At 72.2% G+C, this 20,031-nt stretch carries 22 protein-coding genes and 1 pseudogene; 9 read left to right on the top strand and 14 right to left on the bottom strand.

Annotation, left to right across the window (positions count from 1 at the left end):
* Positions 1–133 precede the first annotated feature (133 nt).
* From EJG53_RS07975 to EJG53_RS07960, 4 genes are all read left to right on the top strand, one after another.
* Positions 134–1,102, top strand: coding sequence for an Lrp/AsnC family transcriptional regulator (locus tag EJG53_RS07975; protein WP_167515073.1), 969 nt, complete (start codon positions 134–136; stop codon positions 1,100–1,102).
* 136 nt (positions 1,103–1,238) lie between these two features.
* A complete protein-coding gene (locus tag EJG53_RS07970) occupies positions 1,239–1,871 on the top strand; it encodes an RNA polymerase sigma factor (protein WP_125044264.1) in 633 nt (210 codons plus the stop codon).
* Positions 1,872–1,982: 111 nt separating this feature from the next.
* Positions 1,983–2,180, top strand: a complete 198-nt coding sequence (locus tag EJG53_RS07965) for a hypothetical protein (protein WP_125044263.1) — start codon at positions 1,983–1,985, stop codon at positions 2,178–2,180.
* A gap of 139 nt (positions 2,181–2,319) precedes the next feature.
* Positions 2,320–2,757, top strand: a complete 438-nt coding sequence (locus EJG53_RS07960; protein ID WP_125044262.1) for a hypothetical protein — start codon at positions 2,320–2,322, stop codon at positions 2,755–2,757.
* 32 nt (positions 2,758–2,789) lie between these two features.
* Here the strand turns inward: EJG53_RS07960 and EJG53_RS40590 are convergent, their stop codons facing one another.
* Together EJG53_RS40590 and EJG53_RS07955 are read right to left on the bottom strand one after the other, a co-directional pair.
* Positions 2,790–2,954 (bottom strand): hypothetical protein, encoded by a 165-nt coding sequence (locus tag EJG53_RS40590; RefSeq protein WP_154806363.1) that lies wholly within the window; start codon positions 2,952–2,954, stop codon positions 2,790–2,792.
* A 161-nt stretch (positions 2,955–3,115) separates the two neighbouring features.
* Entirely contained in the window at positions 3,116–3,775 is a 660-nt protein-coding gene (locus EJG53_RS07955; protein WP_125044261.1) for a TetR/AcrR family transcriptional regulator, read from the bottom strand.
* A 171-nt stretch (positions 3,776–3,946) separates the two neighbouring features.
* Here EJG53_RS07955 and EJG53_RS07950 point away from each other — a divergent pair, with 171 nt between their 5' ends.
* On the top strand, positions 3,947–5,065 hold the full coding sequence (locus EJG53_RS07950) for a serine hydrolase domain-containing protein (protein ID WP_167515072.1): 1,119 nt from the start codon (positions 3,947–3,949) through the stop codon (positions 5,063–5,065).
* Between the two features lie 63 nt (positions 5,066–5,128).
* On the opposite strand, the gene EJG53_RS07945 is transcribed toward EJG53_RS07950, so the two are convergent.
* Both EJG53_RS07945 and EJG53_RS07940 read right to left on the bottom strand, forming a co-directional pair.
* Positions 5,129–6,583, bottom strand: a complete 1,455-nt coding sequence (locus EJG53_RS07945) for a CoA transferase (RefSeq protein ID WP_125044259.1) — start codon at positions 6,581–6,583, stop codon at positions 5,129–5,131.
* A 24-nt stretch (positions 6,584–6,607) separates the two neighbouring features.
* Positions 6,608–7,606, bottom strand: a complete 999-nt coding sequence (locus EJG53_RS07940; protein WP_125044258.1) for an acrylyl-CoA reductase family protein — start codon at positions 7,604–7,606, stop codon at positions 6,608–6,610.
* A gap of 155 nt (positions 7,607–7,761) precedes the next feature.
* Here EJG53_RS07940 and EJG53_RS07935 point away from each other — a divergent pair, with 155 nt between their 5' ends.
* Positions 7,762–8,607: a LysR family transcriptional regulator gene (locus EJG53_RS07935; RefSeq protein ID WP_125044257.1), complete on the top strand. Its 846-nt coding sequence runs from the start codon at positions 7,762–7,764 to the stop codon at positions 8,605–8,607.
* Positions 8,608–8,616: 9 nt separating this feature from the next.
* On the opposite strand, the gene EJG53_RS07930 is transcribed toward EJG53_RS07935, so the two are convergent.
* Positions 8,617–9,507 (bottom strand): ketopantoate reductase family protein, encoded by an 891-nt coding sequence (locus EJG53_RS07930; protein ID WP_244955036.1) that lies wholly within the window; start codon positions 9,505–9,507, stop codon positions 8,617–8,619.
* 37 nt (positions 9,508–9,544) lie between these two features.
* On the opposite strand from EJG53_RS07930, the gene EJG53_RS07925 reads away from it, so the two are divergent.
* Entirely contained in the window at positions 9,545–10,231 is a 687-nt protein-coding gene (locus EJG53_RS07925; RefSeq protein ID WP_125044256.1) for a TetR/AcrR family transcriptional regulator, read from the top strand.
* On the opposite strand, the gene EJG53_RS07920 is transcribed toward EJG53_RS07925, so the two are convergent.
* Positions 10,228–10,680, bottom strand: coding sequence for a hypothetical protein (locus EJG53_RS07920; RefSeq protein ID WP_125044255.1), 453 nt, complete (start codon positions 10,678–10,680; stop codon positions 10,228–10,230). The genes EJG53_RS07925 and EJG53_RS07920 overlap by 4 nt on opposite strands.
* Positions 10,681–10,865: 185 nt before the next feature.
* On the opposite strand from EJG53_RS07920, the gene EJG53_RS07915 reads away from it, so the two are divergent.
* The gene (locus EJG53_RS07915) at positions 10,866–11,573 is read left to right on the top strand and encodes an RraA family protein (protein WP_125044254.1); all 708 of its coding nucleotides are present in this window, start codon (positions 10,866–10,868) and stop codon (positions 11,571–11,573) included.
* A gap of 53 nt (positions 11,574–11,626) precedes the next feature.
* Here the strand turns inward: EJG53_RS07915 and EJG53_RS07910 are convergent, their stop codons facing one another.
* The 5 genes from EJG53_RS07910 to EJG53_RS07895 form a co-directional block, all read right to left on the bottom strand.
* Positions 11,627–12,067: a DUF732 domain-containing protein gene (locus EJG53_RS07910; protein WP_125044253.1), complete on the bottom strand. Its 441-nt coding sequence runs from the start codon at positions 12,065–12,067 to the stop codon at positions 11,627–11,629.
* A gap of 182 nt (positions 12,068–12,249) precedes the next feature.
* Positions 12,250–12,945, bottom strand: a complete 696-nt coding sequence (locus EJG53_RS07905; RefSeq protein WP_125044252.1) for a transcriptional regulator — start codon at positions 12,943–12,945, stop codon at positions 12,250–12,252.
* Between the two features lie 102 nt (positions 12,946–13,047).
* Positions 13,048–15,021, bottom strand: a complete 1,974-nt coding sequence (locus EJG53_RS07900) for a beta-N-acetylglucosaminidase domain-containing protein (RefSeq protein WP_125044251.1) — start codon at positions 15,019–15,021, stop codon at positions 13,048–13,050.
* 166 nt (positions 15,022–15,187) lie between these two features.
* The gene (locus EJG53_RS41010; protein ID WP_167515071.1) at positions 15,188–15,364 is read right to left on the bottom strand and encodes a DUF6126 family protein; all 177 of its coding nucleotides are present in this window, start codon (positions 15,362–15,364) and stop codon (positions 15,188–15,190) included.
* A gap of 20 nt (positions 15,365–15,384) precedes the next feature.
* The gene (locus EJG53_RS07895) at positions 15,385–16,014 is read right to left on the bottom strand and encodes a helix-turn-helix domain-containing protein (protein ID WP_125044250.1); all 630 of its coding nucleotides are present in this window, start codon (positions 16,012–16,014) and stop codon (positions 15,385–15,387) included.
* 170 nt (positions 16,015–16,184) lie between these two features.
* On the opposite strand from EJG53_RS07895, the gene EJG53_RS07890 reads away from it, so the two are divergent.
* Positions 16,185–16,628 carry a guanyl-specific ribonuclease gene (locus EJG53_RS07890; protein WP_125044249.1) on the top strand — a complete coding sequence of 148 codons (444 nt, stop codon included), beginning with the start codon at positions 16,185–16,187 and terminating at the stop codon, positions 16,626–16,628.
* 134 nt (positions 16,629–16,762) lie between these two features.
* On the opposite strand, the pseudogene EJG53_RS07885 reads toward EJG53_RS07890, so the two are convergent.
* The 3 genes and pseudogenes from EJG53_RS07885 to EJG53_RS07875 form a co-directional block, all read right to left on the bottom strand.
* Positions 16,763–18,148, bottom strand: a pseudogene (locus tag EJG53_RS07885) (GH1 family beta-glucosidase); the annotation flags it as partial.
* Positions 18,145–18,984 carry a carbohydrate ABC transporter permease gene (locus EJG53_RS07880; protein ID WP_125049232.1) on the bottom strand — a complete coding sequence of 280 codons (840 nt, stop codon included), beginning with the start codon at positions 18,982–18,984 and terminating at the stop codon, positions 18,145–18,147. The gene EJG53_RS07880 and the pseudogene EJG53_RS07885, both read right to left, overlap by 4 nt.
* Before the next feature lie 85 nt (positions 18,985–19,069).
* Positions 19,070–20,023, bottom strand: coding sequence for a carbohydrate ABC transporter permease (locus tag EJG53_RS07875; protein WP_125044247.1), 954 nt, complete (start codon positions 20,021–20,023; stop codon positions 19,070–19,072).
* Between the last annotated feature and the right edge of the window lie 8 nt (positions 20,024–20,031).

The raw sequence follows: 20,031 nt of genomic DNA, 5'->3' as shown, positions 1-20,031 counted from the left end.
TTCTCCGCACCGGAGTGCGGAGTCCAAGGCCGGCCGCTCCGGCCGCTGCCAGTCACCTTTCCGCCGCCGGCTCCACAGCCCGAAGCCGTACGCTCGGATACGGCAGGAACCGGCAACGGAACGGGGGACCGCGGTGGATTCCGGCAGCCCGGACGACCTCGACCAGCGCCTGCTGCACGCCCTCCAGCTCGACGGACGCGCCCCCTACAGCCGCCTCGCCCGCACCCTGGACGTCTCCGAGCACACCGCCGCCCGCCGCTACCACCGCCTGCGCCGCCTCGGCCTGCGCATCACCGGCCGCCCCAACCCGCAACGGCTGGGACACACCCGCTGGCTGCTGCGTCTGCGCTGCACCCCCAACACGGCCCACCCCCTCGCCGACAGCCTCGCCCGCCGCACCGACACCAGTTGGGTCACCCTCACCACCAGCGGCACCGACCTCTACTGCGCCCTCGACGCCCCCACCGCGGACGTGCACAACGCCCTGCTGCTGACCGCAGTCCCGCGGACCCCTAACCTCGTGTCCGTCACCGCCCACTGCATGCTGCACATCTTCAAGGGCGCCACCACCACTTGGCACGCCACCCGCCACCTCACACCCGCGGCTGCTTCCCCCGGCTTCGCCGCCCCCCTCCACCTCGACGCCACCGACCGCACCCTGCTCACCGAACTCGCCCGCGACGGCCGCGCCACCCTGCCCGCGCTGAGCAAGGCCGCCGCCCGCTCACCCTCCAGCATCCAGCGCCACCTCGACCGCCTGCGCCACTGCGGCGCACTTGACCTCTTCGTCGACTTCGCACCCCAGTTGCTCGGCCACCACATGAGTGCCCAGCTCTGGCTGACGGTGGCCCCCGCCCACCTGCGCAGCGTCGGCGCGGCCCTGGCCGCCCACCCCGCCATCGCCTTCGCCGCCGCCGTCACCGGCCCCGCCAACCTGGTCGCCAACGGCATCTTCCGCACCCCCGCCGACCTGTACACCTACATCGACCAGCACCTCGGCCCCCTCCCAGGCATCCTCAGCATCGACACCGCCCCCACCCTGCACGAAGTCAAACGCCTCGCCGCCCCCTGCGCCCCAGTACGCGCCCGCGACCGCACATGACAGGGGCCGGGTGAGCGAAGCGCCCCGTGATTCTTCCCGCGCAGGTACCCATCGGGCGCTCCGCCCGGCCTCTGAAGTGCGTACGCGTCCCTGAGTCCAATCCAGCCAGGGCAGTGCCGTGTAGGAGGAACAAGAGATGACGCAAGCGGGCAGGGGTACCGGCAGCCCCCAGAAGCACGGCCTGCGGGCCCGGATCCCGGGGCAGCGCTCCCCGCTGACCCTCGCCGAGGAAGTCGACAAGCTGTCACGCTCGGCGGCGTACCGCGCCTTGGTGTACCACGTCACCGACGGCCACAGCCTCGTGGACCGGGAGGTCGTACGCGCCGAGGCGGTCATCCAGGTCGTACGCCGGATCGAGGCGGGCCACGTCATCGAGGACGTCGCGGGCTACCTGTACGTCACGATGCGCCACGCGGCCCGGGCCGCGGTGCGGAAGGCCGTGACTTCCCGCGAGGACCTCTTCTCCGAAGTGGCGGCCAAGGGGCAGGGCGTGCAGTTCGACGAGGTGTTCATCCGCCACAGCGAGATCGCGGAAATCCTCGCGGACGTCCTCACGCCGATGGAGCACGAGGTGCTCATCCGGGTCGCGGTCCAGGGCGCGAACGCCCGCGAGGCGGCCGAGGCGATGGGCATCAAGCACGGCGCGGCCCGCAAGGCGCTGCTCCGCGCCCGTAAGAAACTCCACGACCCGCGGACCGTCACCCGCCTCCGGTGGGAGTACGAGAAGGCCGCCCGTGAGCAGGTGAAGGCCCCCGACGTGCAGCAGTGACGCCCTGTCCCTTCTCGCGCCCTGCGGGCCGGCCCGTCCGGGGCCGTTCCGCAGGGCCGCGGGTGGGGCCACGGAACACGCCGGGAGCCCAGAGCAGAGGAGAGGAACCCTATGTCCTTGATCGATCTCGTTGTCGCGTTCTTCGCGGCCGTGTGGACCTGGCTGCTCCAGGCCGTCCGACGGGCTCTGACTCCGAAGAACGTGCTGCCCGCGCCGGTCGCGACCCGTTCCGCAGGATCGAGGATCCTCAAGCGGGACGCCGGCCTCGACCTTGCCCGGACGACCGCGACCACCGCTGTGGAGGCGTGAGTGAACCACTGTGCACACCGGTGACGAACACGCGTTAGGTGTTCGCCACCCGCATCGGCCGGGCCTCCAGGGGGACACCTGGAGGCCCGGCCTCACTCGTACAGGGGTGCAAGGGAATACCTCGACCCCGGAGAAGCCGATGACCGCCCAGTCCGAGCAGTCGACCACCACCGCGACGGCCGTGCAGCCGCGTCCCGCTCCGCCGCACTCCGACATCCCCACCGGGCGACTGCTCGCCGAAGCCGAGGGCGTCCTCCAGGAGCAGCGCGCCGCCGTACGCCGCGCTCGTGCCGAACGCCGCCGGCTCCGTCGCCTCCACCGGAGCGAGCGGCTCCGCGCCCTGGTCACCGAGGCCGCCCGGACGACGCGCACGGTCGGCAGGCCGGTCCTCGCCGTGGTCGGCGTGACCGCCTTCATCAGCGGGATGGTGCTGCTCCTGCTCGGCGTGCCCGGGGCCGTGGAACTGTTCAGCGTCGCCGCCGCCGCGCTGATCCTGGCCTCCGCCGTCGACGGCGAGGCGGAGCCGCCCGTCAAGGAGGAGGCCGAGGAGGGCGTCACCCCGGGCACCGAGGCGTGAAGACGGGCCGTCTCACCCGCCGTGCTGGTGTGTCAGGTGCACTTGTTGAGGTGGGAGTGGGTGAGGTTGGTGTCCCAGCTACCCACGTAGCCGGTCTTGCCGAGGCCGTCGTGCCGGGTCCAGCACATCCAGCCCTGGAAGTAGCCGCTCCAGCGCTTGCAGGTGGAGAGCCCCGTGCTGCCGCGGGAACTGGTCACGCCGAGCACCGTGTTCCCGTCGACGTCGCCGACAGTTCACCGAGGGGTCACCGGAGGGGGCCCGTCCTTCGCCTGGAACCCCGGTCGCCTGGAACTCCGGTCCCGGATACGCCGCGTGAGGCTGCGGCCAAGGAGGAGCCCGCGCTCCCCGAGCCGGCCGGCTAGCCCGGGCGGATCGCGGACTCGATGTGGTCGAGCTGGGCGGCGAGGAGTTCTTCGAACGCGGCGTGGCGGTCTGCCCCGAGGGGGCGGATGTCGCGGGCGAAGTGGGACAGGGCGGGGAAGTGTTCGGGGTCCGCGCCGAGTACCGCGACGCGGAAGAGCTCCAGACCCTGTTCGTACTCCTCGGGGGCCATGGTGCTGACCCTGGCCTCGGAGGCGATCAGCGCGGCGAGGAGGACCGCCAGCCGGTGGTAGCGCGCCGGGATCTCCTCGTCGGGCAGCCCTGATGCGCGCAGGGCCTGCAGCAGCTCTTCCATGACGAGCCGCGAGCCGGTGCCGCTCGATGCGTGGCGTCCCCAGACCGCGGCGAGCTGGGGCTGCTGCCCGAAGGCCGCTCGCATGCGCAGGGCCAGGGACATGACGCGCTGCTTCCAGTCGCCCTCGGGGCGGTGGCCGTCCATGGCGGCCAGGAGGATCCGGTCGGCGACCGCGCGCAGCAGTTCGGTCTTGCTGCGGAAGTGCCGGTAGAGGCTGGAGGAGTCGGTTCCGAGAGCCGCGGCCAGTTTGCGCACGCTGAACGACTCGGCGTCGCTCGTGCGCAGCAGCTCCGCCGCCGCATCCAGGATCTCTTCGGTCGACCAGCGTCGTCGGCCTGCCATGTCGCTCCTCTCGCCGGATCTCAGCCTACCTGTGCACTTGGTGTTGCACGCACCGCGTGCATAATGAGGACATGAGGATGCCGGGCGAGCCGGCATGCCACTCGTGCCCTGTTGCCCGGGGCGGGCTACCCAGGTGGAGCGCGCCCCGAGGGCTCCGAAAGGACGCATGACGTGAAGAACTCTCTGGATTCCGCGGCGCTGAACACCGCCCTCGAAGACGTCCACCGCGCCGGGATGCCGGGCCTGTTCGCCGAGGTACGGGACGGCGACCAGGTCTGGCGCGGCGCCGCCGGGGTCGCCGACGTCGCCACCGGCCGCCCCGTCACCGCCGGCATGCGGCACCGCGTCGGCAGCATCACCAAGCCCTTCACCGCCGCCGCGGTCCTGCAGCAGGTCGACTGCGGCCTGATCGAACTCGACGCGCCGGTCGGCCGGTACCTTCCGGAGCTGGTCCCCGGAGAACGCGGTGACGCGATCACCGTACGGATGCTGCTGAACCACACCAGCGGCCTTGCCGAGTACCTCCCGTACGCCTACCCCTCCTTCAAGGCGTTCCCCGACCTCGCGAACACCCGACCCGAGAGCCTGGAGGATCACCGGTTCACCCGGTTCGACCCCGTCGAGCTGATCGCGATGGGGGTCGCCGCACCTCCCGTCGGCGTCCCGGGCGGCCCGCCGGGGGTGTACTCCAACACCAACTACCTGCTCCTCGTCCAACTCCTGGAACAGGTCACCGGTACTACGGCCGAGCAGTACATCACCCGGAACGTCATCGAGTGCGCCGGACTCCGAGACACCGGGTTTCCCGCCGGACCGCACGTCGACGGGCCGCACTCGCGGCTCTACGAGGCGTGGTTCGGCATGATCGACCCGCCGCGCGACTTCAGCGTCTACGACATGTCATGGGTGGGGCCGGCGGCCTCGCTGATATCGACCGTCGCGGATCTCAACTGCTTCCTCGGCAGGCTGCTGGCCGGGGAGATCGTCAGCCCGTCGTCGCTGGCGCACATGCAACGCACGGTCCCGGTCGTCTCCCAAGAGGGACGGACGATCGACTACGGCCTCGGCCTGCACCCGATGGAAGGGCCCGGCCAAGGCACCTTCTGGGGCCACGGCGGCACGGTCTGGGGCGGTGGAGCGCTGGCCATGACCCGCGCCGACGGCAAACGGCAGATGGCGGTCGCGGTGAACATGCAGCGGTGGAACAGGCTGGACTCCGCCGGCAAGCCGCAGCCCCATCCCATCGACGGCGCGCTCGCGCATCTCTACCGCGTGGCGATGTACGGCTGACCGGCGTACGGCTGACCGGCGTCCCGCTCCTCTGGCGTCCAGCCCCTGGGCGCCCAGTCCCCGTCAGCGTGGCAGCCACTCCGGCCGCGAACTGCCCAGCCGGGGAGTGGTCTTCGACCAGCGTGGCGCTGTTTCGCTCATCCGGATGACGGGGCCGAGGCTCTTGAGGTCGCCGTAGACGGTGCCCTCGTCGGTGACGGCGTAGCGCTCGAACTCGTCGGCGGTCAGACGGCCCGGGGCCTCGGCGAAGTCCTCGACCGGGCCCTGGCGTTGCAGAAGTGTCGAGGACTGGCAGAGCGAGACCTGTACGTGGTATGAGCCGCCCTCGCGTGCGCGCCGGGCGAGGGCGAGCAGGGCGCCGTAGCCGCCCAGGTATCCGGTGAGGAAGTCGCAGAGGAACACCGGCGTCAGTTGGGGCCGGCCGCCGTTCGCCGCGTTTCCCTGGATGGCGCAGGCCCCGGTGACAGCCTGCGCGACCTGGTCCCAGCCCGCACGCGTCCCGAAGGGGCCGCCCGAACCGAAGCAGTTGACGCTCACGTACACCATTCCCGGGCGGAGCCGCGCGAGGTCTTCGGGGCCGAAGCCGTGCGCCTCCATGCGGTGGGGGCGAAACCCCTCCACGAAGACGTCCGCGTCGGCGGCCAGTGCGCGCAGTCGGGCCGCCTGTTCCGCCTTGGTGTAATCCAGGTAGGTGCTGCGCTTTCCGTGGCTGGTGTCGCGGACGAAGGGCGGCACCTGGGGCAACTGCGGAGCCGTCACCATCAGTACGTCCGCCCCGTGCTCGGCCAGGCTGAGGGCGGCTGTGGGACCGGCGAGGATCCGGGTGAGGTCGAGCACCCGGATTCCGGACAGCGGCTCGGCGGCACGGGCGCCGCCGGGCAGGGGCTCGGGGGCGCTGTCGCCGATCCTGGTGATCTCCACGACCGGGCGCGGGGCGAGGTGGGCGCCGTGCGGGTGGGCCAGCCATTCCTCCGGCGTGCGCACGACTCCGCCGCACGCCTCGGCGGCAGCGACGGCCTCTTCCAGGTCGTCCGCCTTCCACCTGCGGACCGCGGCCCGGACCGACGTGGGTGTGGAGGCGCAGCGCAGCACCTCCAGCACCCGTCGTCCGAGGTGCGGAAGGTTGAAGTGCGGCAGGAACCAGCGGTCGTCGGCGGTCGGCCAGGGCTGCGTGAGCGCGACCATGTGCTCGACGTCGGGTGACCGCGGCGCGGGCCGGTACGCGCCGTCGGCGCCGCGGACGAGCGTCATGTCCTCGCCGCCGAGGGCGGTCGCGGCCGCGGCGCGTACGTCGACCGCGATCTTCTGGCGGCGGCCGGTGCGCAGCTCCCACAGATCGTTGGCCGCGACCGCGCGGGCCGCCAGCGCGTCGGCGAGCGTCCCGCCGATCCGGAACGGTGAGGCGAAGAGCGGATCCGACCCGGTGACCGTGACCTCGCCCGGGGCCGGCCGGGGACCGGCGCGCAGTGCCATGAGTTCGTCGTACGCGCCTGCTGTCCCAGGTGCGGTGGTGCCCATTTCTTTTCTCCTCTGTCCTCGTGCTCAGTCCCGCTGGGCCGCGTCGACCACGATCCGGCCGGTGCCGCTACCGGCGAGGAGTTCGGCTGCCGCTTCCTGGGCATGGCTGAGCGGGACGGTACGGGTGAGGGTGTCGAGGAGCGCGGGACGCAGGTGGCGCGCAAGGCACCGCCAGGCCGCTTCGCGACGGCTGACGGGGGTGCGGACCGAGTCGATGCCGACGAGGGAGATGCCGCGCAGGATGAACGGCAGGACATTGCCGGGGTACTCGGTGCCCGCGGCGAGCCCGCAAGTGGTGGCGACGCCGGAGTGCTGCAGGCCGGCCAGCGCACCGGCGAGGACGCTTCCTCCGGCCGCGTCGATCACGCCTGCCCAGCGCTGCTTGCCCAGGGGGCGCTTGGAAGAGGTGAGTTCCGCCCGGTCGACGATGCGGGCGGCCCCCAGTGCCGTGAGGTGTCCGCCGAGCGCGTCGGGCCGCCCGGTGGCGGCGATGACCTCGTAACCGGCTGCGGCGAGCAACGCCACGGCGATCGAGCCGACGCCGCCACCGGAACCGGTCACCAGCACCGGCCCGTTCTCGGGGGCCGCACCGTGCCGTTCGAGCGCGAGGAGGCTCAGGGCCGCGGTGAACCCGGCCGTGCCGATCGCCGCTGCCTGCCGCGGACTGAACGGATCGGGTACGCGGACGAGGTCGTCACCGTTGACCACGGCAAGACCGGCCAGCCCGCCGTGCAGCTCCTCACCGAGCCCGGCGCCGTCCAGGGTGACCAGGTCGCCTTCCCGCCAACGGGGGTGCCGGGAGGCGAGCACTTCCCCGGTGACGTCGATACCGGCCACGAGCGGATGGCGGCGGACCACACCCGGCCGGCCTTGCAGGGCCAGCGCGTCCTTGTAGTTGATGCTGGAGTAGTGCACCCGCACGCTCGTGTCGAGATCGTCCAGCATCTCGGTGCCGAGCTGCTCGAACGTCGCGCGCGGCCCGTCCGCGGTGTCCCGCACGATCCAGCCGTTGAATGGCGTCATGCCGTATCCCGTCCTCTCTTGGTCGGTCGTCCGGTCGGCCGTCCTCCGATTTCCGATTGCCACGGTAGGAAGCCGCCATGTGCGAGGGAAATGCCGTTTGCTGCCCGGCTATGCGTGCTGGGCATAGCGGCTGAGGGGCCCCTAGGCTGCGGGGTATGGAGGTAGAGCTTCGGCATCTGCGCGCGTTCGTCACGGTCGCGGAACGGCGTACGTTCACGGCCGCGAGTCACGAGCTGCTGATCACGCAGCCGGCGCTCTCCCGTACGGTTCAGCAGTTGGAGGAGACGGTCGGGACGCGGTTGCTGGACCGCACCCCGCACGGCGTCGAACTCACCGAAACGGGCAGTGAGTTGTACGGGCGGCTGCGCGGTGTACTGCGCGACCTCGACGCGGCCCTGGCCGCCGCGGGCGGGCACGCGGGGCTGCGGATCGGCTTCCAGTGGGCCCTGCCCGACCCGTGGACCAGCGACCTGCTGGCCGAGTTCGAATCCGCCACGGGCGCGAGGGCGACCCTCCTGCGGCGCGACGACATCGTGGCCGCCCTGCACTCGGGCGATGTCGACGCCGCACTGGTACGCGGCGACGTCCGCGCCTCCGGCGTCACCGGCACGCCGCTGTTCAAGGAGGACCGGCTGGCCGCGGTGACCGCCGGATCACCGCTCGCGGCCGCCGACGAGCTGGACTGGCCGGAGCTGTCCGCGCACCCCTTGGTCGTCAACACCGTCAGCGGCGCGACGAGCCCGGACGACTGGCCACCGGAGAGCCGGCCCGCGCGGGTGGTCGCATGCGGCAGCTACGACGAATGGCTCGCCCTCATCGCCGCCGGCCGCGGCATCGGCTCCACCACGACCTCGGCCGCCCGGACCCACACCCACGCCCGCGTCACCTACCTGCCCCTGCGGAACGCCCCGCAGGTCGCCCTCCACCTGCTGTGGCCGACCCGCCGCACGGGCGACCCGCTCCTGCGGCGCTTCCGTGAACTCGCCCGCTCTCTTGCGTGAAGGCCGGGCTCACGCAGGGGCGCCGAGCTGTTCGGCCAGTCGCTTGAGTTCGGCCGTCGTGGCGGGCGAGGAGGCGTTGAGTCCGCTGTGCGCGGCTGTCGGGCTCTTCAGGAAGAGGCGGAGCGCGGCCACGAGGAGTCCTTGCGGCAGAGTCCGCAGCGCGGCGAATGCGCGAGGTACCGGGGGCGTCTCCAGCGCGGCGAGGTTCTGCCGCATGACGTGGAGCATGCTGCGGACCGCGTCCGGGTGGTCGGCCAGCGCTGCCGGGCCGCCCGCCGCGTGTACCGCCTGCCCGAGCGGGACTTCGAACGCGGCGTGCGTCCGGAGCCAGGCATCCATCCGCGGCTCGGCCTTGGCGTTGATGCCGGCGGTACGGAACGTCGCCACGATCCGCTCCAGTCGCGGGGTGGTGCGGCCGTCGGGCTCGCCGATCGGCATCGCGACCCGGCGGGTGACGAGATTGCTCTTGCGGTAGCGGACCACGTCACCGTCCATCGTGCCGCCCGTCGCGGGGAATCCGAGCAGCACCCGCTCGTGTCCGAGCACCGCACCCAGCGTCTCCGGACCGGCGGCCCAGTTGAGCAGGAACAGTACGTCCCCTCGGACACCGGCGAGTGATGCCAGCGCCGCCTCCACCTGGTGGGTGCGGACGAAGACGGCGATCAGGTCGTACCCGCTGTCCGGGTGCGCGACCACCGGTACCCGCACCCGCTCGACAGCCCGGCCGTCTTCCTCGGCGAGCCGCACTCCGTACCGCCGCAGCGCGGTCAGGCGCTCGCCCCGGGCGAGGAGCGAGACATCGTGGCCGGCCCTGTGCATGCGGGCGGCGAAGAGGCTGCCGCACACCCCGGCCCCGTACACGAGCAGCTTCACGCCGACCTTCTTCCAGAGCCCACTCATACGTTCGTTTCATTCAAACATATGTATAGTCTCCTGTGTGGCGCCACCAGACACTCGCACCCAGCTCCTCGACGCGGCCGAGCACCTCTTCGCCGAGCACGGATACCGCGGCACCTCGGTCCGCGCGATCACCCAGCGCGCCGGGGCGAACCTGGCCGCCGTCGGTTACCACTTCGGCTCGAAGGCGGAGCTGATGGCCGCGGTCGCCCGCCGCGTGGTCGAGCCCGTCACCGCGGCCCAGCGCGCCGGGCTCGACGCACTGCTCGCCCGGACCCCCGAGCCACCGGTCGGCGAGCTGGTGGCGGCCTTCGCGGGGCCGCTGTTCGACGGGATGCCGGCCGGTGACGAGGGCGGCGCCCGGACGTCCCGGCTGATCATGACGATCCTCAGCGACCCGGCCGAGGAGGCACGCGGCTGGACCGGCCCGGACGAGGACTCGGTCCGCGAGCGCTACCTCGCGGCCTTCGCGCGCGTGCTGCCCGGCCTCTCCCCGGAGGAGCTGTGGTTCCGGATGCGGGGAATCCTTGCCGTGACGGCCGTCGACCGCCTGGAGGCCCACCAGCAGCCGTCCCCTGGCTGCGGGTCCCCGGTGGTGGGCGAGGCGGCCCGGGGGTGGGCGATCACGTTCCTGACGGCGGCGATGAGTGCGCCACCGACCCGGACCGACGGCCCGAGGCAGACCCCGGCGCTGCGGGCCCAGGATGATCCCCAAGACACGCCCTAGCGGATGCCGCGCGCCAGCCAGGGCGTCAGGCCGGGGCCGGTGATCAGTTCCTTGTACGTCTCGTCGCCGGGCAGCGGTACGACGAGCCACTGACTCGGCGGAAACCGGCGGAACTTGGTGAAGGCGAGCCCGCCGTAGACGGACCTGAGGAACGCGGGGACCACGTCACGGGGCAGGTCGTGGAAGTCCACGCCGTCCACGGTGATCTTCGCGTCGTCCTCGGGGAAGAGCCGGACACTGACCGACGGCGGTCCCGACAGCTCCACGAACGCCTCGTGCGGCAGCGAGCCGTCGGGGTCGAACACGGTGAAGGGGGCCGCCGACGTACGACGGGATGTACGGTCCGCGCCGATGTCGTCGGAGACCGACATCGCCAGGCCGCGTTCCCGCGCGATCTCACGTATCGCGGTGACCGCGGCCTCGGTGGTCGGGAGGTGGGTGTGCGTCATGGATCCGATCATCCCTGACACCCGCGCAGTGGATCATCCCGGCTTGCGTACGCCTCATGCGCCGAGCCTGCCCCTCCTGCCGCCTCTGCCACCGGCCCTGGCGCGTCCTGGACGCGGCGGAGGAAAGTGTGCGCACGTTGTCCGTCCGGCACCGGGCGTCGGCCCGGCCGGGGGAGGAGTGCGGTATGGAGCACGGAGCATTGCGAGAGCGGTTCGCGGGGCTGACCACGGCCCACCTGGCGGACGCGTGTCTGCGGGCCCGGACGCCGGTGCGCTGTGCGCCCCCGCCGCTGCGGGCGCTGGTACCGGGTGCCCGGCTGGCCGGCCGGGTGCTGCCCGCCCGGCACGTGGGGAGTGTGGACGTCTTTCTCGAAGCGCTGGACGGTGCCGCGCCCGGCGATGTGCTGGTGGCCGACAACGGCGGCCGGACCGACGAGAGTTGTGTCGGCGACCTGATCGCGCTGGAGGCACTGGCCGCCGGGCTGGACGGCATGGTCGTCTGGGGCCTGCACCGTGACACGGCCGACCTGCGGGACATCGGCCTGCCGGTCTTCAGCCTGGGGGCGACACCGACCGGGCCGCGGCGCCTGGACGCCCGTCCGGACGGCGCGCTGGACAGCGCCACGGTGGGGGAGTGGACCGTCGGCCGCGCCGACCTGGTGTTCGGCGACGACGACGGTGTGCTCTTCCTGCCCGCCGCGGGCGCCGGCGACCTCCTGGCGATCGCGGAGTCGGTCCGCGACACCGAGCGCCGGCAGGCCGACCGGATCCGGGGCGGCGAGCCGCTGCGCCGGCAGTTGGAGTTCGCCGCCTATCTTGCCGGGCGGCGGCGCGATCCCGCGCTGACCTTCCGCGCGCATCTGCGGGCCGTGGGCGGAGCCGTCGAGGAATGACGGCCCCGCGCCGCGTCACCCGTAACGTGTGCGGTGGAAAAGGCCCGCGCCGGTCAATTCTTCGGACACAGATGGGTGTGCACGGCCTGCAGAATCTTCTCCGCCTGCTCCGGGGTGAATTGGGTCGCCCCGGAGAAACGCTGCCGGGTCTGGTCCACCTGCTTGGCGTGGTCCTTGGGGAAGGAGTGGATCGCGCCGCAGGTGCTTCTGCCGCGGCTCACCGCGCGCTCCGGTTTCCCGTTCACGATGTCGCGGGATATCGCGTCGAGGGCGGCGATGTAGCGCTGCTGGGTCGCGGTGTCGGGCTTCGGGGGGATGCCCAGCCGCGCCTCCGCGTCGGCGATGGCCTTGGACGGTGCCTGCTCCGACGGGGCGCCGGAACCCGACGGCGCGGCGGACGGCCGGCTCTCGCTCTTTGCGCCGCCCCCGCACGCGGTGAGCCCCGCGGCGGCGATGAGCGCGGCGGACCAGGCGACGGCGGTGCGGTGTTTCACGATTCTCCCCTGACCGATGAGCAATGACCCATGGCCGGTCACCGGTCGTGGGTGACCGGTGACCGGTGACCGGTGGACATGAGCGGTCATTGTGACAGGGAAAATGGCTGGTGCTAAGGGATATGGGGAAAAAATTGAAGCTCCCTGTTTTCCGGTGACGTCGGTGTGCCGCGCGTGGGCGGTCATTCCGCGAGCGCCGTCCAGAACATCAGCTCGTACTCCTGGAGCAGCCGGCCGTGCCGGTGCGCGAGGCGGGGTGTGACCCGAGAGGCGCCGAGTCCGTGCCGTACCGCGTCGTGGGCCAGGACGGTGAGTTCCGCGGCGGGTTCGGCGAAGAAGTCGAAGAAGGCGCACGCCGCTTCGGGAAAGGCGTAGCGGGTGCGCAGGGCGTGCGCGACGGTGGCGCAGTACCCGCCCCAGGCCGCGAAGTTGGCGGACAGCGCGATCACCACGTCGGCGGGTTCCGCCTCCAGCGCCAGCCGCGCCACGTACGACGGGTACGCCTGGCACCCGGCCCGCGGCTCGTACTCCCGCAGCGCGCCGGCGTCGACTCCGCAGGTCTCCTCCAGCCCGCTCAGCGCGCCGAGCGCCATCGACTCGCCCTCGGCCAGCGCCTCGAAGAAGGCCGCCACCGGCGGGTTGCCGTCGGCGCGCCGCGCCAGGTGGCGGAAGCTGCCCCGGTCGGCGGTGATGATCTGGTGCTGTTCCAGGGCGAGTACGGTGAACACCTCGCGCGGCGCCTCGCCCGCGGCAATCCGCGTCACGAGCGGATTGTCCGCCGCGCCGGGCGCCAGTTCGCGGACCGCGGCGTCGAGGATGCCGTCGGCGGTGGGCGCTCCCGGCCGCCGCGGAGCGGCCGTGTCGTTCTCACCGGTCATGATCGTGCCTCCCCGCGTGCGGGCTGGTGGGTGGACCTGCCGGGGCGCGTACGTACCTGAAGTCTAGGGCGCCACACCGCCCGCGCCGGGGAGGCCCGCCGGTCAGCGGAGGGGCGCGCCGTCCTGCGTACGGCCATGCCGGGGGCCTGCGACGCGCTTGCCGCCGTCGTGTTCGGCGATGGCGTCCGTGACGAAGGTGTCGATCACGCCGTTGGCGACGAGGACGGGCACGCGCTTGCCGTTCATGTCGACATAGACGTACGACTTCGCGGCCGTGACCTGCGCCGTGAGCCGGGTGCGCAGCCGCTGGGCCGTCGCGGCGTCGCCCGCGCGCGACGCCTGGACCATGCGCAGCGCCGTGCGGGCGGCGCCGCCCCACGCGGTGGTCGCGTCGAGCCAGGGCCCGCTGTCGGCGACGAAGCCGCGGTCGGGGAGGGAGTCGCGCAGTACTTCCGGTGCGCGTTGGAGCGCGCGCAGGGTCGCGTCCAGGGCCTTCGCGCTCCCGCCGTCCCGGAAACGGCGTACGGCGGCGGCCAGTTCGGGGGCCTGCTGGGGGTTGAGGGCGGAGCCGTAGTGGGCGTCGGCGAAGGCGCGGAGGGCCCGTTCGGTGCGCGCGGAGCCGCCGGAGAGTTCCTTGAGCGCCGCCGCCCAGGAGGTACGGGCGTCGTAGGCGCCGTCGTTCCACGCGTAGTCGGCGACCGTGAACAGGGCGATCTTGGAGGCGGCGGGCTGGATCATGGGGTTGGCGGTGATCCCCGCCAGCCGCCCGGGCAGCCCCTTCTCCCGCCCGCTGAAGGGCCCGAGCAGCAGCCGGTTGGTCACGTAGTCGTTGACGGGGTAGTTGTCCCAGGTCAGGATCGGGTGTCCGAAGACCTGCCGGGCCGCGTCCGCCTGGGCGACGGTCATCACCGGCGCGATGACCCCGACACCGGTCCACTCCACGAGGACGTCCGGGTCGAGCTGTGCCTTGAGAGCCGCTTTGTAGGGCGTCGCCTTCACGTCGTAGTACTCGGTCGGCACCATCTGGAGCGGCCGCGCCCCCGCGTCCCGGTGGGCGGCGATGAACTCGCGGTTCACCCGGTTGAGGAGGTGCGCCTGGGCGGCTCCGGCGGCGCCTCCACCGGTGCCGAACCGCTCCTTGTCGGCGGCGCAGTTCCAGTCCGTGTAGCTGATGTCGTCCAGCGGCACCGCGAAGGTCCGTACGCCGATGTCCCACAGCGCCTGGAACTTGCCGGTCAGCGCCTTGAGATCGGCGTCCGAGCTGTAGCAGACGGACAGGCCGGGGGAGAGCGCGTAGCTGAACTCGACGTGCCGGGCCCGCGCGCGGTCGACGAGTTCCTTGAGCTGCGCGAGCTGCTCTGCCGGGTAGGGGGAGCGCCACTTCTCCCGCAGGTACGGGTCGTCCTTCGGCGAGTAGACGTACGTGTTCATCTTGTGCGCGCCGTAGAAGTCGAGCTGGTCCAGGCGTGCGGCGTGCGACCAGGGGGTGCCGTAGAAACCCTCGATGACGCCGCGCAGCGGGGTGGCCGGCCAGTCGCGTACGGCGGTGCCGCGTATGCGGGCGCCGGGGCGGTCGCGGTGCGGGAGGAGCTGGCGCAGCGACTGGGCGGCGTAGTACGTGCCGGTGGCGTCCGCGCCGGCCAGGGCGATCCGGCCGCCGCCGACGGCGAGCGCGTACCCCTCGGCGGGCAGCCCGGCGGTGCCGCGCGCGCCCAGGTCCGCCAGGGTGCGGTCGGCGCCCGGGCCGTCCACGTACACGGTCAGGCCATGACCCGCCTTCGCGGCCCGTACGACCCGGTCGGCGCCGGCCCGCTTCAGTGACCGCTCGACGACCTCCAGCGCCGGTCCGTCGGCCTTCGGTCCGGCGACGACCGTGACGGTCGGGGTGATGGTGACCCGGCCGCCGAGGGCGCGGACGGACTGGGGTGCCGGGGTGATGGCGGGCCCGGCGGACGGCGGTCTGTCCCGTCCGCCGCCGTCCTGCTGGCCAGTGGCCCCGGCGGGCGGGCCGGTCAGCGGGACGGCGGCGAGGGCCAGGGCGAGGGCGGCGGTGGCCACGGTGCGCGTACGGTGCATCCTTCGAGTCCTCCTCGGTGCCACGAGGTGCGCGGATCTGCCGTGGTGCGTGCGCTGCGAGCGACAGCAGGGTTCACCCGTGGCAGGCGGAGGACAATGGACTTTTGCGCCGGGTGGATGGATGTTCAGGGGCGGCGGTGCCTCAGCGGCACCGTGCGGCGGCGCCTCAGCGGTTCTTCGCGATGATGAAGATGATGCTCATGAAGGCCAGCAGGACGTGGGTGGCCACGACGTAGATGAAGACGCGCACGTAGACGCCGCGCGGCGGCTTGTTCTCCACATACTTGCGCGCGGGCGCGGGGGCGGTTTCGGGGGCGGCCTGAGGGGTCGGGTCGTCGGACATGGGAGAGGTTCCTTCCTCGGTCACAGGCCGCGGCGCGGAGCGGTGTCGCCGAGGCACAGCTCGGCCGCGCCGCTCTGCAGCAGCGTGTGGACGAACAGCAGCTCCGTGCCGCCCCGGGTGGCGGCGGCGATGCGGTGCGGGGTCAGCGAGTCGAAGTGGGCGGCGTCACCGGGGTCGAGGACGTGGGCCGTCTCGCCGAGCGTGAGCCGCAGCCGCCCCTTGAGGACGTAGAGCCACTCCTCGCCCGGGTGCACCCGCACCAGGTCGCCCTGCGCGCGCTGCGGCACATGCACCCGCAGGGCCTGCATGGCCCGTCCGGCGCCGCCCAGGGTCCAGTACGTCCAGCCGCCCGCCTCGGACGGCTCGGCGCGGGCGGCCCGGATGATCGGGTCCCGTTCCGGCGCCGCCTCGCCCAGCAGATCGGATACCGTTGTTCCGTACATACGTGCCAGGGCGAGCAGCATCGGCAGCGACGGCTGTCGTTGGTTGGTCTCCAGCCGCGACAGGTGCGCGGGCGACAGGCCCACCCGCCGGGCGGCGGTCTCCAGCGTGAGGCCGGTACGGCGCCGCAGCTCGCGCAGCCGGGGCGCGACGGAGGGCAGGTCCTCGGGCAGCTCGCCGGTGGCGGGCTCGGCAGCGGTGTCGCTCATGTACCCGGTATAGCCAGGTTTCGCCTATCAGGCAAAAGTTTTGCCTCACAGGCAAGTGGATCATTTGCTGGCATTCCGCTCACTCGGCCGGGTGATCTCCGGTGAACTCATGGGAAACATCCGCCCCTTGCCATTGACAGGTACCTGTCTACGCGCGTCATGCTGGGCCCATGACGAACCCCCCACGCATCACCCGGTTCGGCGCCGTCGGCGCCCTCGCTGCGGCCCTCCTCGTCGGCGGGCCCGCCATCGCAGCCACACCCGCCACGACGGCCGCCGCCCCCGTGGCGCACACGGCCACCGTCCGTCCGGCCGCGCACATCAACGCGGTCGGCGACATCTGCTACTCGAAGCTTCCCTCGCAGGCCCACGACACGCTGGGCCTGATCGCCAAGGGCGGCCCCTTCCCGTACCCGAAGGACGGCACGGTCTTCAGCAACCGGGAGGGCATCCTCCCCAAGCAGCAGAGCGGCTACTACCACGAGTACACCGTGAAGACGCCGGGCTCCCCGGACCGCGGAGCCCGGCGCATCGTGACCGGTGAGAAGAAGAACGAGGACTACTACACCGCCGACCACTACAAGTCGTTCGACCTGGTCGACCGGAGCTGCTGAAACGATCGGTCAGTGACTGAGGAAACGATCAGCCGGTAGCTGCTGAAACGATCAGCCGGTCGGCGTGGTGGGGGCCGGGGCGGTGCCCCGGCCCCCACCGTCGTCCGTCCCGCCCCACCGCCCTCGCTCCAGGCCCGGTGCTCCGCGATCAGCTCCGCGTACCGTCGCCCGCTGGCCTTGACCGTACGGCGCTGGGTCGCGTAGTCGACGTGCACCAGCCCGAACCGCTTGTCGTAGCCGTACGCCCACTCGAAGTTGTCCAGCAGCGACCAGGCGAAATACCCGGCCAGCGGCGCCCCGCGGCGCACCGCACGCGCGCACGCCGCCAGATGCTCCTCCAGGTAGGCGGTCCGCTCCGGGTCCTCCACCGAGCCGTCGGCGGCCACCGTGTCCGCGTAGCCGGAGCCGTTCTCGGTGACCAGGATGCGGCGCGCGCCGTACTCGTCGGTCAGCCGGACCAGCAACTGCTCCAGCCCGTCCGCGTGCACCTCCCAGTCCATCGCGGTACGCCGTACGTCCGGCAACCGGACCTGGCGGGCGTACGGGAGCGGCCCGCGCGGGTCGTCGGCGACGACGTTGCGGAAGTAGTAGTTCAGGCCCAGCCAGTCCAGCGGCGCCGCGATGGTGGCCAGGTCGCCGGGACGTTCGGGCAGGTCGACGCCGTACAGGTCGATCATGTCCTGGGGGTAGCCGCGGCCGTGGATCGGATCGAGCCACCAGCGGTTGGTGTGGCTGTCGGCGCGCAGCGCGGCGGCGCGGTCGGCCTCGCTGTCCGAGGCGGGCTCGCAGGGACTCAGGTTGTTCACGATGCCGACCCGGGCGCCGGGGGCGGCGGCCCGTACGGCCTGGACACCGAGGCCGTGCGCGAGGTGCAGGTGGTAGGCGGCCCGCACGGCGGCCGCCGGGTCGGTCAGGCCGGGCGCCATCCGCCCTTCGAGGTGCCCGATCCACGCGGAGCACAGCGGCTCGTTGAGGGTCGCCCAGTCCTTGACGCGGTCGCCGAGCGCACCGGCCACCACCGAGGCGTACGCGGCGTAGTGCTCGGCGGTCTCGCGCGCCGGCCAGCCGCCGCGGTCCTGGAGGGCCTGCGGCAGGTCCCAGTGGTAGAGGGTGACGTACGGGGTGATGCCGGCGTCGAGCAGGCCGTCCACGAGCCGGTCGTAGAAGTCCAGCCCGGCCTGGTTGACCGCACCGTCCCCCGCGGGCCGCACCCGCGGCCAGGCCACCGAGAAGCGGTAGCCGGTGACGCCGAGCCGCCGCATCAGGGCGATGTCCTCGCGCCAGCGGTGGTAGTGGTCGCAGGCGACGTCGCCGGTGTCGCCGTTGTCGACGCGGCCCGGCTCGCGGGAGAAGGTGTCCCAGATCGAGGGGGCGCGGCCGTCCTCCGCCACGGCGCCCTCGATCTGGTACGCGGAGGTGGCCACGCCCCAGAGGAAGCCGGGCGGCAGGGCGGCGAGATCGTTCCCGGAGGACACGGGAGAGGGCACAGCGGGCACAGGGGTCCTTTCGTGGCGGGTCATTTGACCGCTCCGGCGGTGAGTCCGGCGACCAGATAGCGCTGGAGCAGCAGGAATCCGGCGACGACCGGGACGCTGACCACCAGCGAGGCGGCCATGACCTGGTTCCAGTGGACGTCGGTCTGCGAGGCGTAGCCCTGGAGGCCGACGGCGAGGGTGCGGGTGGTGTCGTCGGTCATGACCGAGGCGAACAGCACCTCGCCCCAGGCGGTCATGAACGCGTACACCGACACCGCGACGATGCCGGGGACGGCGGCCGGGACGACGACGCGCCACAGCGCGCCGAGCGGTCCGCAGCCGTCCACCGTCGCGGCCTCGTCCAGCTCGCGCGGGATGGAGTCGAAGTAGCCGACCAGCATCCAGACGGCGAAGGGCAGGGAGAACGTCAGGTAGGTCAGGATCAGGCCGCCGCGCGAGCCGTACAGCGCGACGCCCGTGCTGTTCCCGATGTTGACGAAGATCAGGAAGAGTGGGAGCAGGAAGAGGATGCCGGGGAACATCTGGGTGGAGAGCACGGTGACGGTGAAGAACCGCCGCCCGCGGAAGCTGTAGCGGCTGACCGCGTACGCGGCGAGGACGGCGACGGTCACCGAGCAGACGGTCGCGCAGCCCGCCACGATCAGCGAGTTCAGGAAGTAGCGGGCCAGTGGGACGGTGTGCCAGATGTCGAGGTACGGGCGGATCGTGAGCCCGTCGGGCAGCCACCGGAAGGCGCCCTGCACGTCCTGGAGGTTCTTCAGCGAGCTGGTGATCATCACGTAGACGGGTGTGAGCGCGAACAGCGCCAGCAGCGTCAGCACGATCCGGCGGGTCCACAGGAAGGAGCGTGGGGGCGCCATCGGCGACCGGCGGGGCCGGGTCGTACGGGGCGGCGGGGCCGCGGGCCGGGCTTCCGTGGGGCGCGGTCGCTGCCGCAGGCCGGGACTAGACACGGGCGGGCCGCCTTCCTCGGGGGCCCCGGGCTTTTCGTGGCCCCCGCTCTCTTCGGCTGGTGACCAGCAGGTACGCGGCGGTCACGACGAGCAGGAACAGCAGCAGGAGCACCGACATCGCCGAACCGGCGCCGAAGTTCCAGGTGACGAAGGACGCCTGGTAGATGTGGACCGAGATCAGGTCGGCCGCTTCCGGCACGGACCTGCCGAACAGCACGTACGGCGTGTTGAAGTCGTTGAACGTCCACAGGAACAGCACCAGTACGAGCACCTGGTTGACGGGACGCAGCGACGGCAGCGTGATCCGGCGGATCTGCTGCCGGATGCCCGCGCCGTCCATGGCGGCGGCCTCGTACAGCTCGCGCGGCACGTTCTGCAGCGCGGCCGTCAGGATCAGGAACGCGAACGGGAAGGTGCGCCAGACCGTGACGGTCACCAGCGCGGCGAAGCTGTGGTCGCCGATCAGCCAGAACGGCGGGTCCGCGGTGAGGCCCAACTGGTCGTGCAGGAGGTGGTTCACCATGCCGTTGTCGCGCTGGAACATGAACGACCAGGTGATGACGGCGGCGTAGACCGGCAGCGCGTACGGCACGAGGAACGCCGTCCGCAGCAGGCCGCGGCCGCGGAACCGGTCCTGCATCAGGATCGCGGCGACGGTCCCCAGCAGCCACGAGAGCCCGACGGCCAGCACCGTGAAGGCGCAGGTGACGCCGAAGGAACGCAGCAGCGCCTGGCCCACGGGGGCGTCCAGGTCCACGGCGATCCGGAAGTTGGCGAGACCGGACCAGGGCGCGGCGTTCCAGTCGCGGATGAAGAACTGGGTCAGTTCCTTGAAGCTCATCGCGACGCCGACGGCCATCGGTACGAGATGGATGAGGAGTTCGAGCGCGAGGGCCGGCAGCAGCAGGAGGTAGGGCAGGCCGATGCGGCGGAGCCGGGCCGTCATCCGCGTGC

Source organism: Streptomyces chrestomyceticus JCM 4735 (assembly GCF_003865135.1).
In the GTDB taxonomy this organism is placed as follows: domain Bacteria; phylum Actinomycetota; class Actinomycetes; order Streptomycetales; family Streptomycetaceae; genus Streptomyces; species Streptomyces chrestomyceticus.
This window is presented reverse-complemented; position numbering and strand designations above follow the sequence as displayed.

Bases quoted from the DNA above. Each gene is read 5' to 3' on its own strand.
- EJG53_RS07945 (WP_125044259.1), bottom strand. From the start codon at position 6,583: ATGGGCACCACCGCACCTGGGACAGCAGGCGCGTACGACGAACTCATG.
- EJG53_RS07930 (WP_244955036.1), bottom strand. From the start codon at position 9,507: ATGAGTGGGCTCTGGAAGAAGGTCGGCGTGAAGCTGCTCGTGTACGGG.
- EJG53_RS07960 (WP_125044262.1), top strand. From the start codon at position 2,320: ATGACCGCCCAGTCCGAGCAGTCGACCACCACCGCGACGGCCGTGCAG.
- EJG53_RS07890 (WP_125044249.1), top strand. From the start codon at position 16,185: ATGACGAACCCCCCACGCATCACCCGGTTCGGCGCCGTCGGCGCCCTC.
- EJG53_RS07965 (WP_125044263.1), top strand. From the start codon at position 1,983: ATGTCCTTGATCGATCTCGTTGTCGCGTTCTTCGCGGCCGTGTGGACC.
- EJG53_RS07940 (WP_125044258.1), bottom strand. From the start codon at position 7,606: ATGACGCCATTCAACGGCTGGATCGTGCGGGACACCGCGGACGGGCCG.
- EJG53_RS07900 (WP_125044251.1), bottom strand. From the start codon at position 15,021: ATGCACCGTACGCGCACCGTGGCCACCGCCGCCCTCGCCCTGGCCCTC.
- EJG53_RS07915 (WP_125044254.1), top strand. From the start codon at position 10,866: ATGGAGCACGGAGCATTGCGAGAGCGGTTCGCGGGGCTGACCACGGCC.
- EJG53_RS07970 (WP_125044264.1), top strand. From the start codon at position 1,239: ATGACGCAAGCGGGCAGGGGTACCGGCAGCCCCCAGAAGCACGGCCTG.
- EJG53_RS07880 (WP_125049232.1), bottom strand. From the start codon at position 18,984: ATGGCGCCCCCACGCTCCTTCCTGTGGACCCGCCGGATCGTGCTGACG.
- EJG53_RS07920 (WP_125044255.1), bottom strand. From the start codon at position 10,680: ATGACGCACACCCACCTCCCGACCACCGAGGCCGCGGTCACCGCGATA.
- EJG53_RS07875 (WP_125044247.1), bottom strand. From the start codon at position 20,023: ATGACGGCCCGGCTCCGCCGCATCGGCCTGCCCTACCTCCTGCTGCTG.
- EJG53_RS07895 (WP_125044250.1), bottom strand. From the start codon at position 16,014: ATGAGCGACACCGCTGCCGAGCCCGCCACCGGCGAGCTGCCCGAGGAC.
- EJG53_RS07955 (WP_125044261.1), bottom strand. From the start codon at position 3,775: ATGGCAGGCCGACGACGCTGGTCGACCGAAGAGATCCTGGATGCGGCG.
- EJG53_RS07935 (WP_125044257.1), top strand. From the start codon at position 7,762: ATGGAGGTAGAGCTTCGGCATCTGCGCGCGTTCGTCACGGTCGCGGAA.
- EJG53_RS07905 (WP_125044252.1), bottom strand. From the start codon at position 12,945: ATGACCGGTGAGAACGACACGGCCGCTCCGCGGCGGCCGGGAGCGCCC.
- EJG53_RS41010 (WP_167515071.1), bottom strand. From the start codon at position 15,364: ATGTCCGACGACCCGACCCCTCAGGCCGCCCCCGAAACCGCCCCCGCG.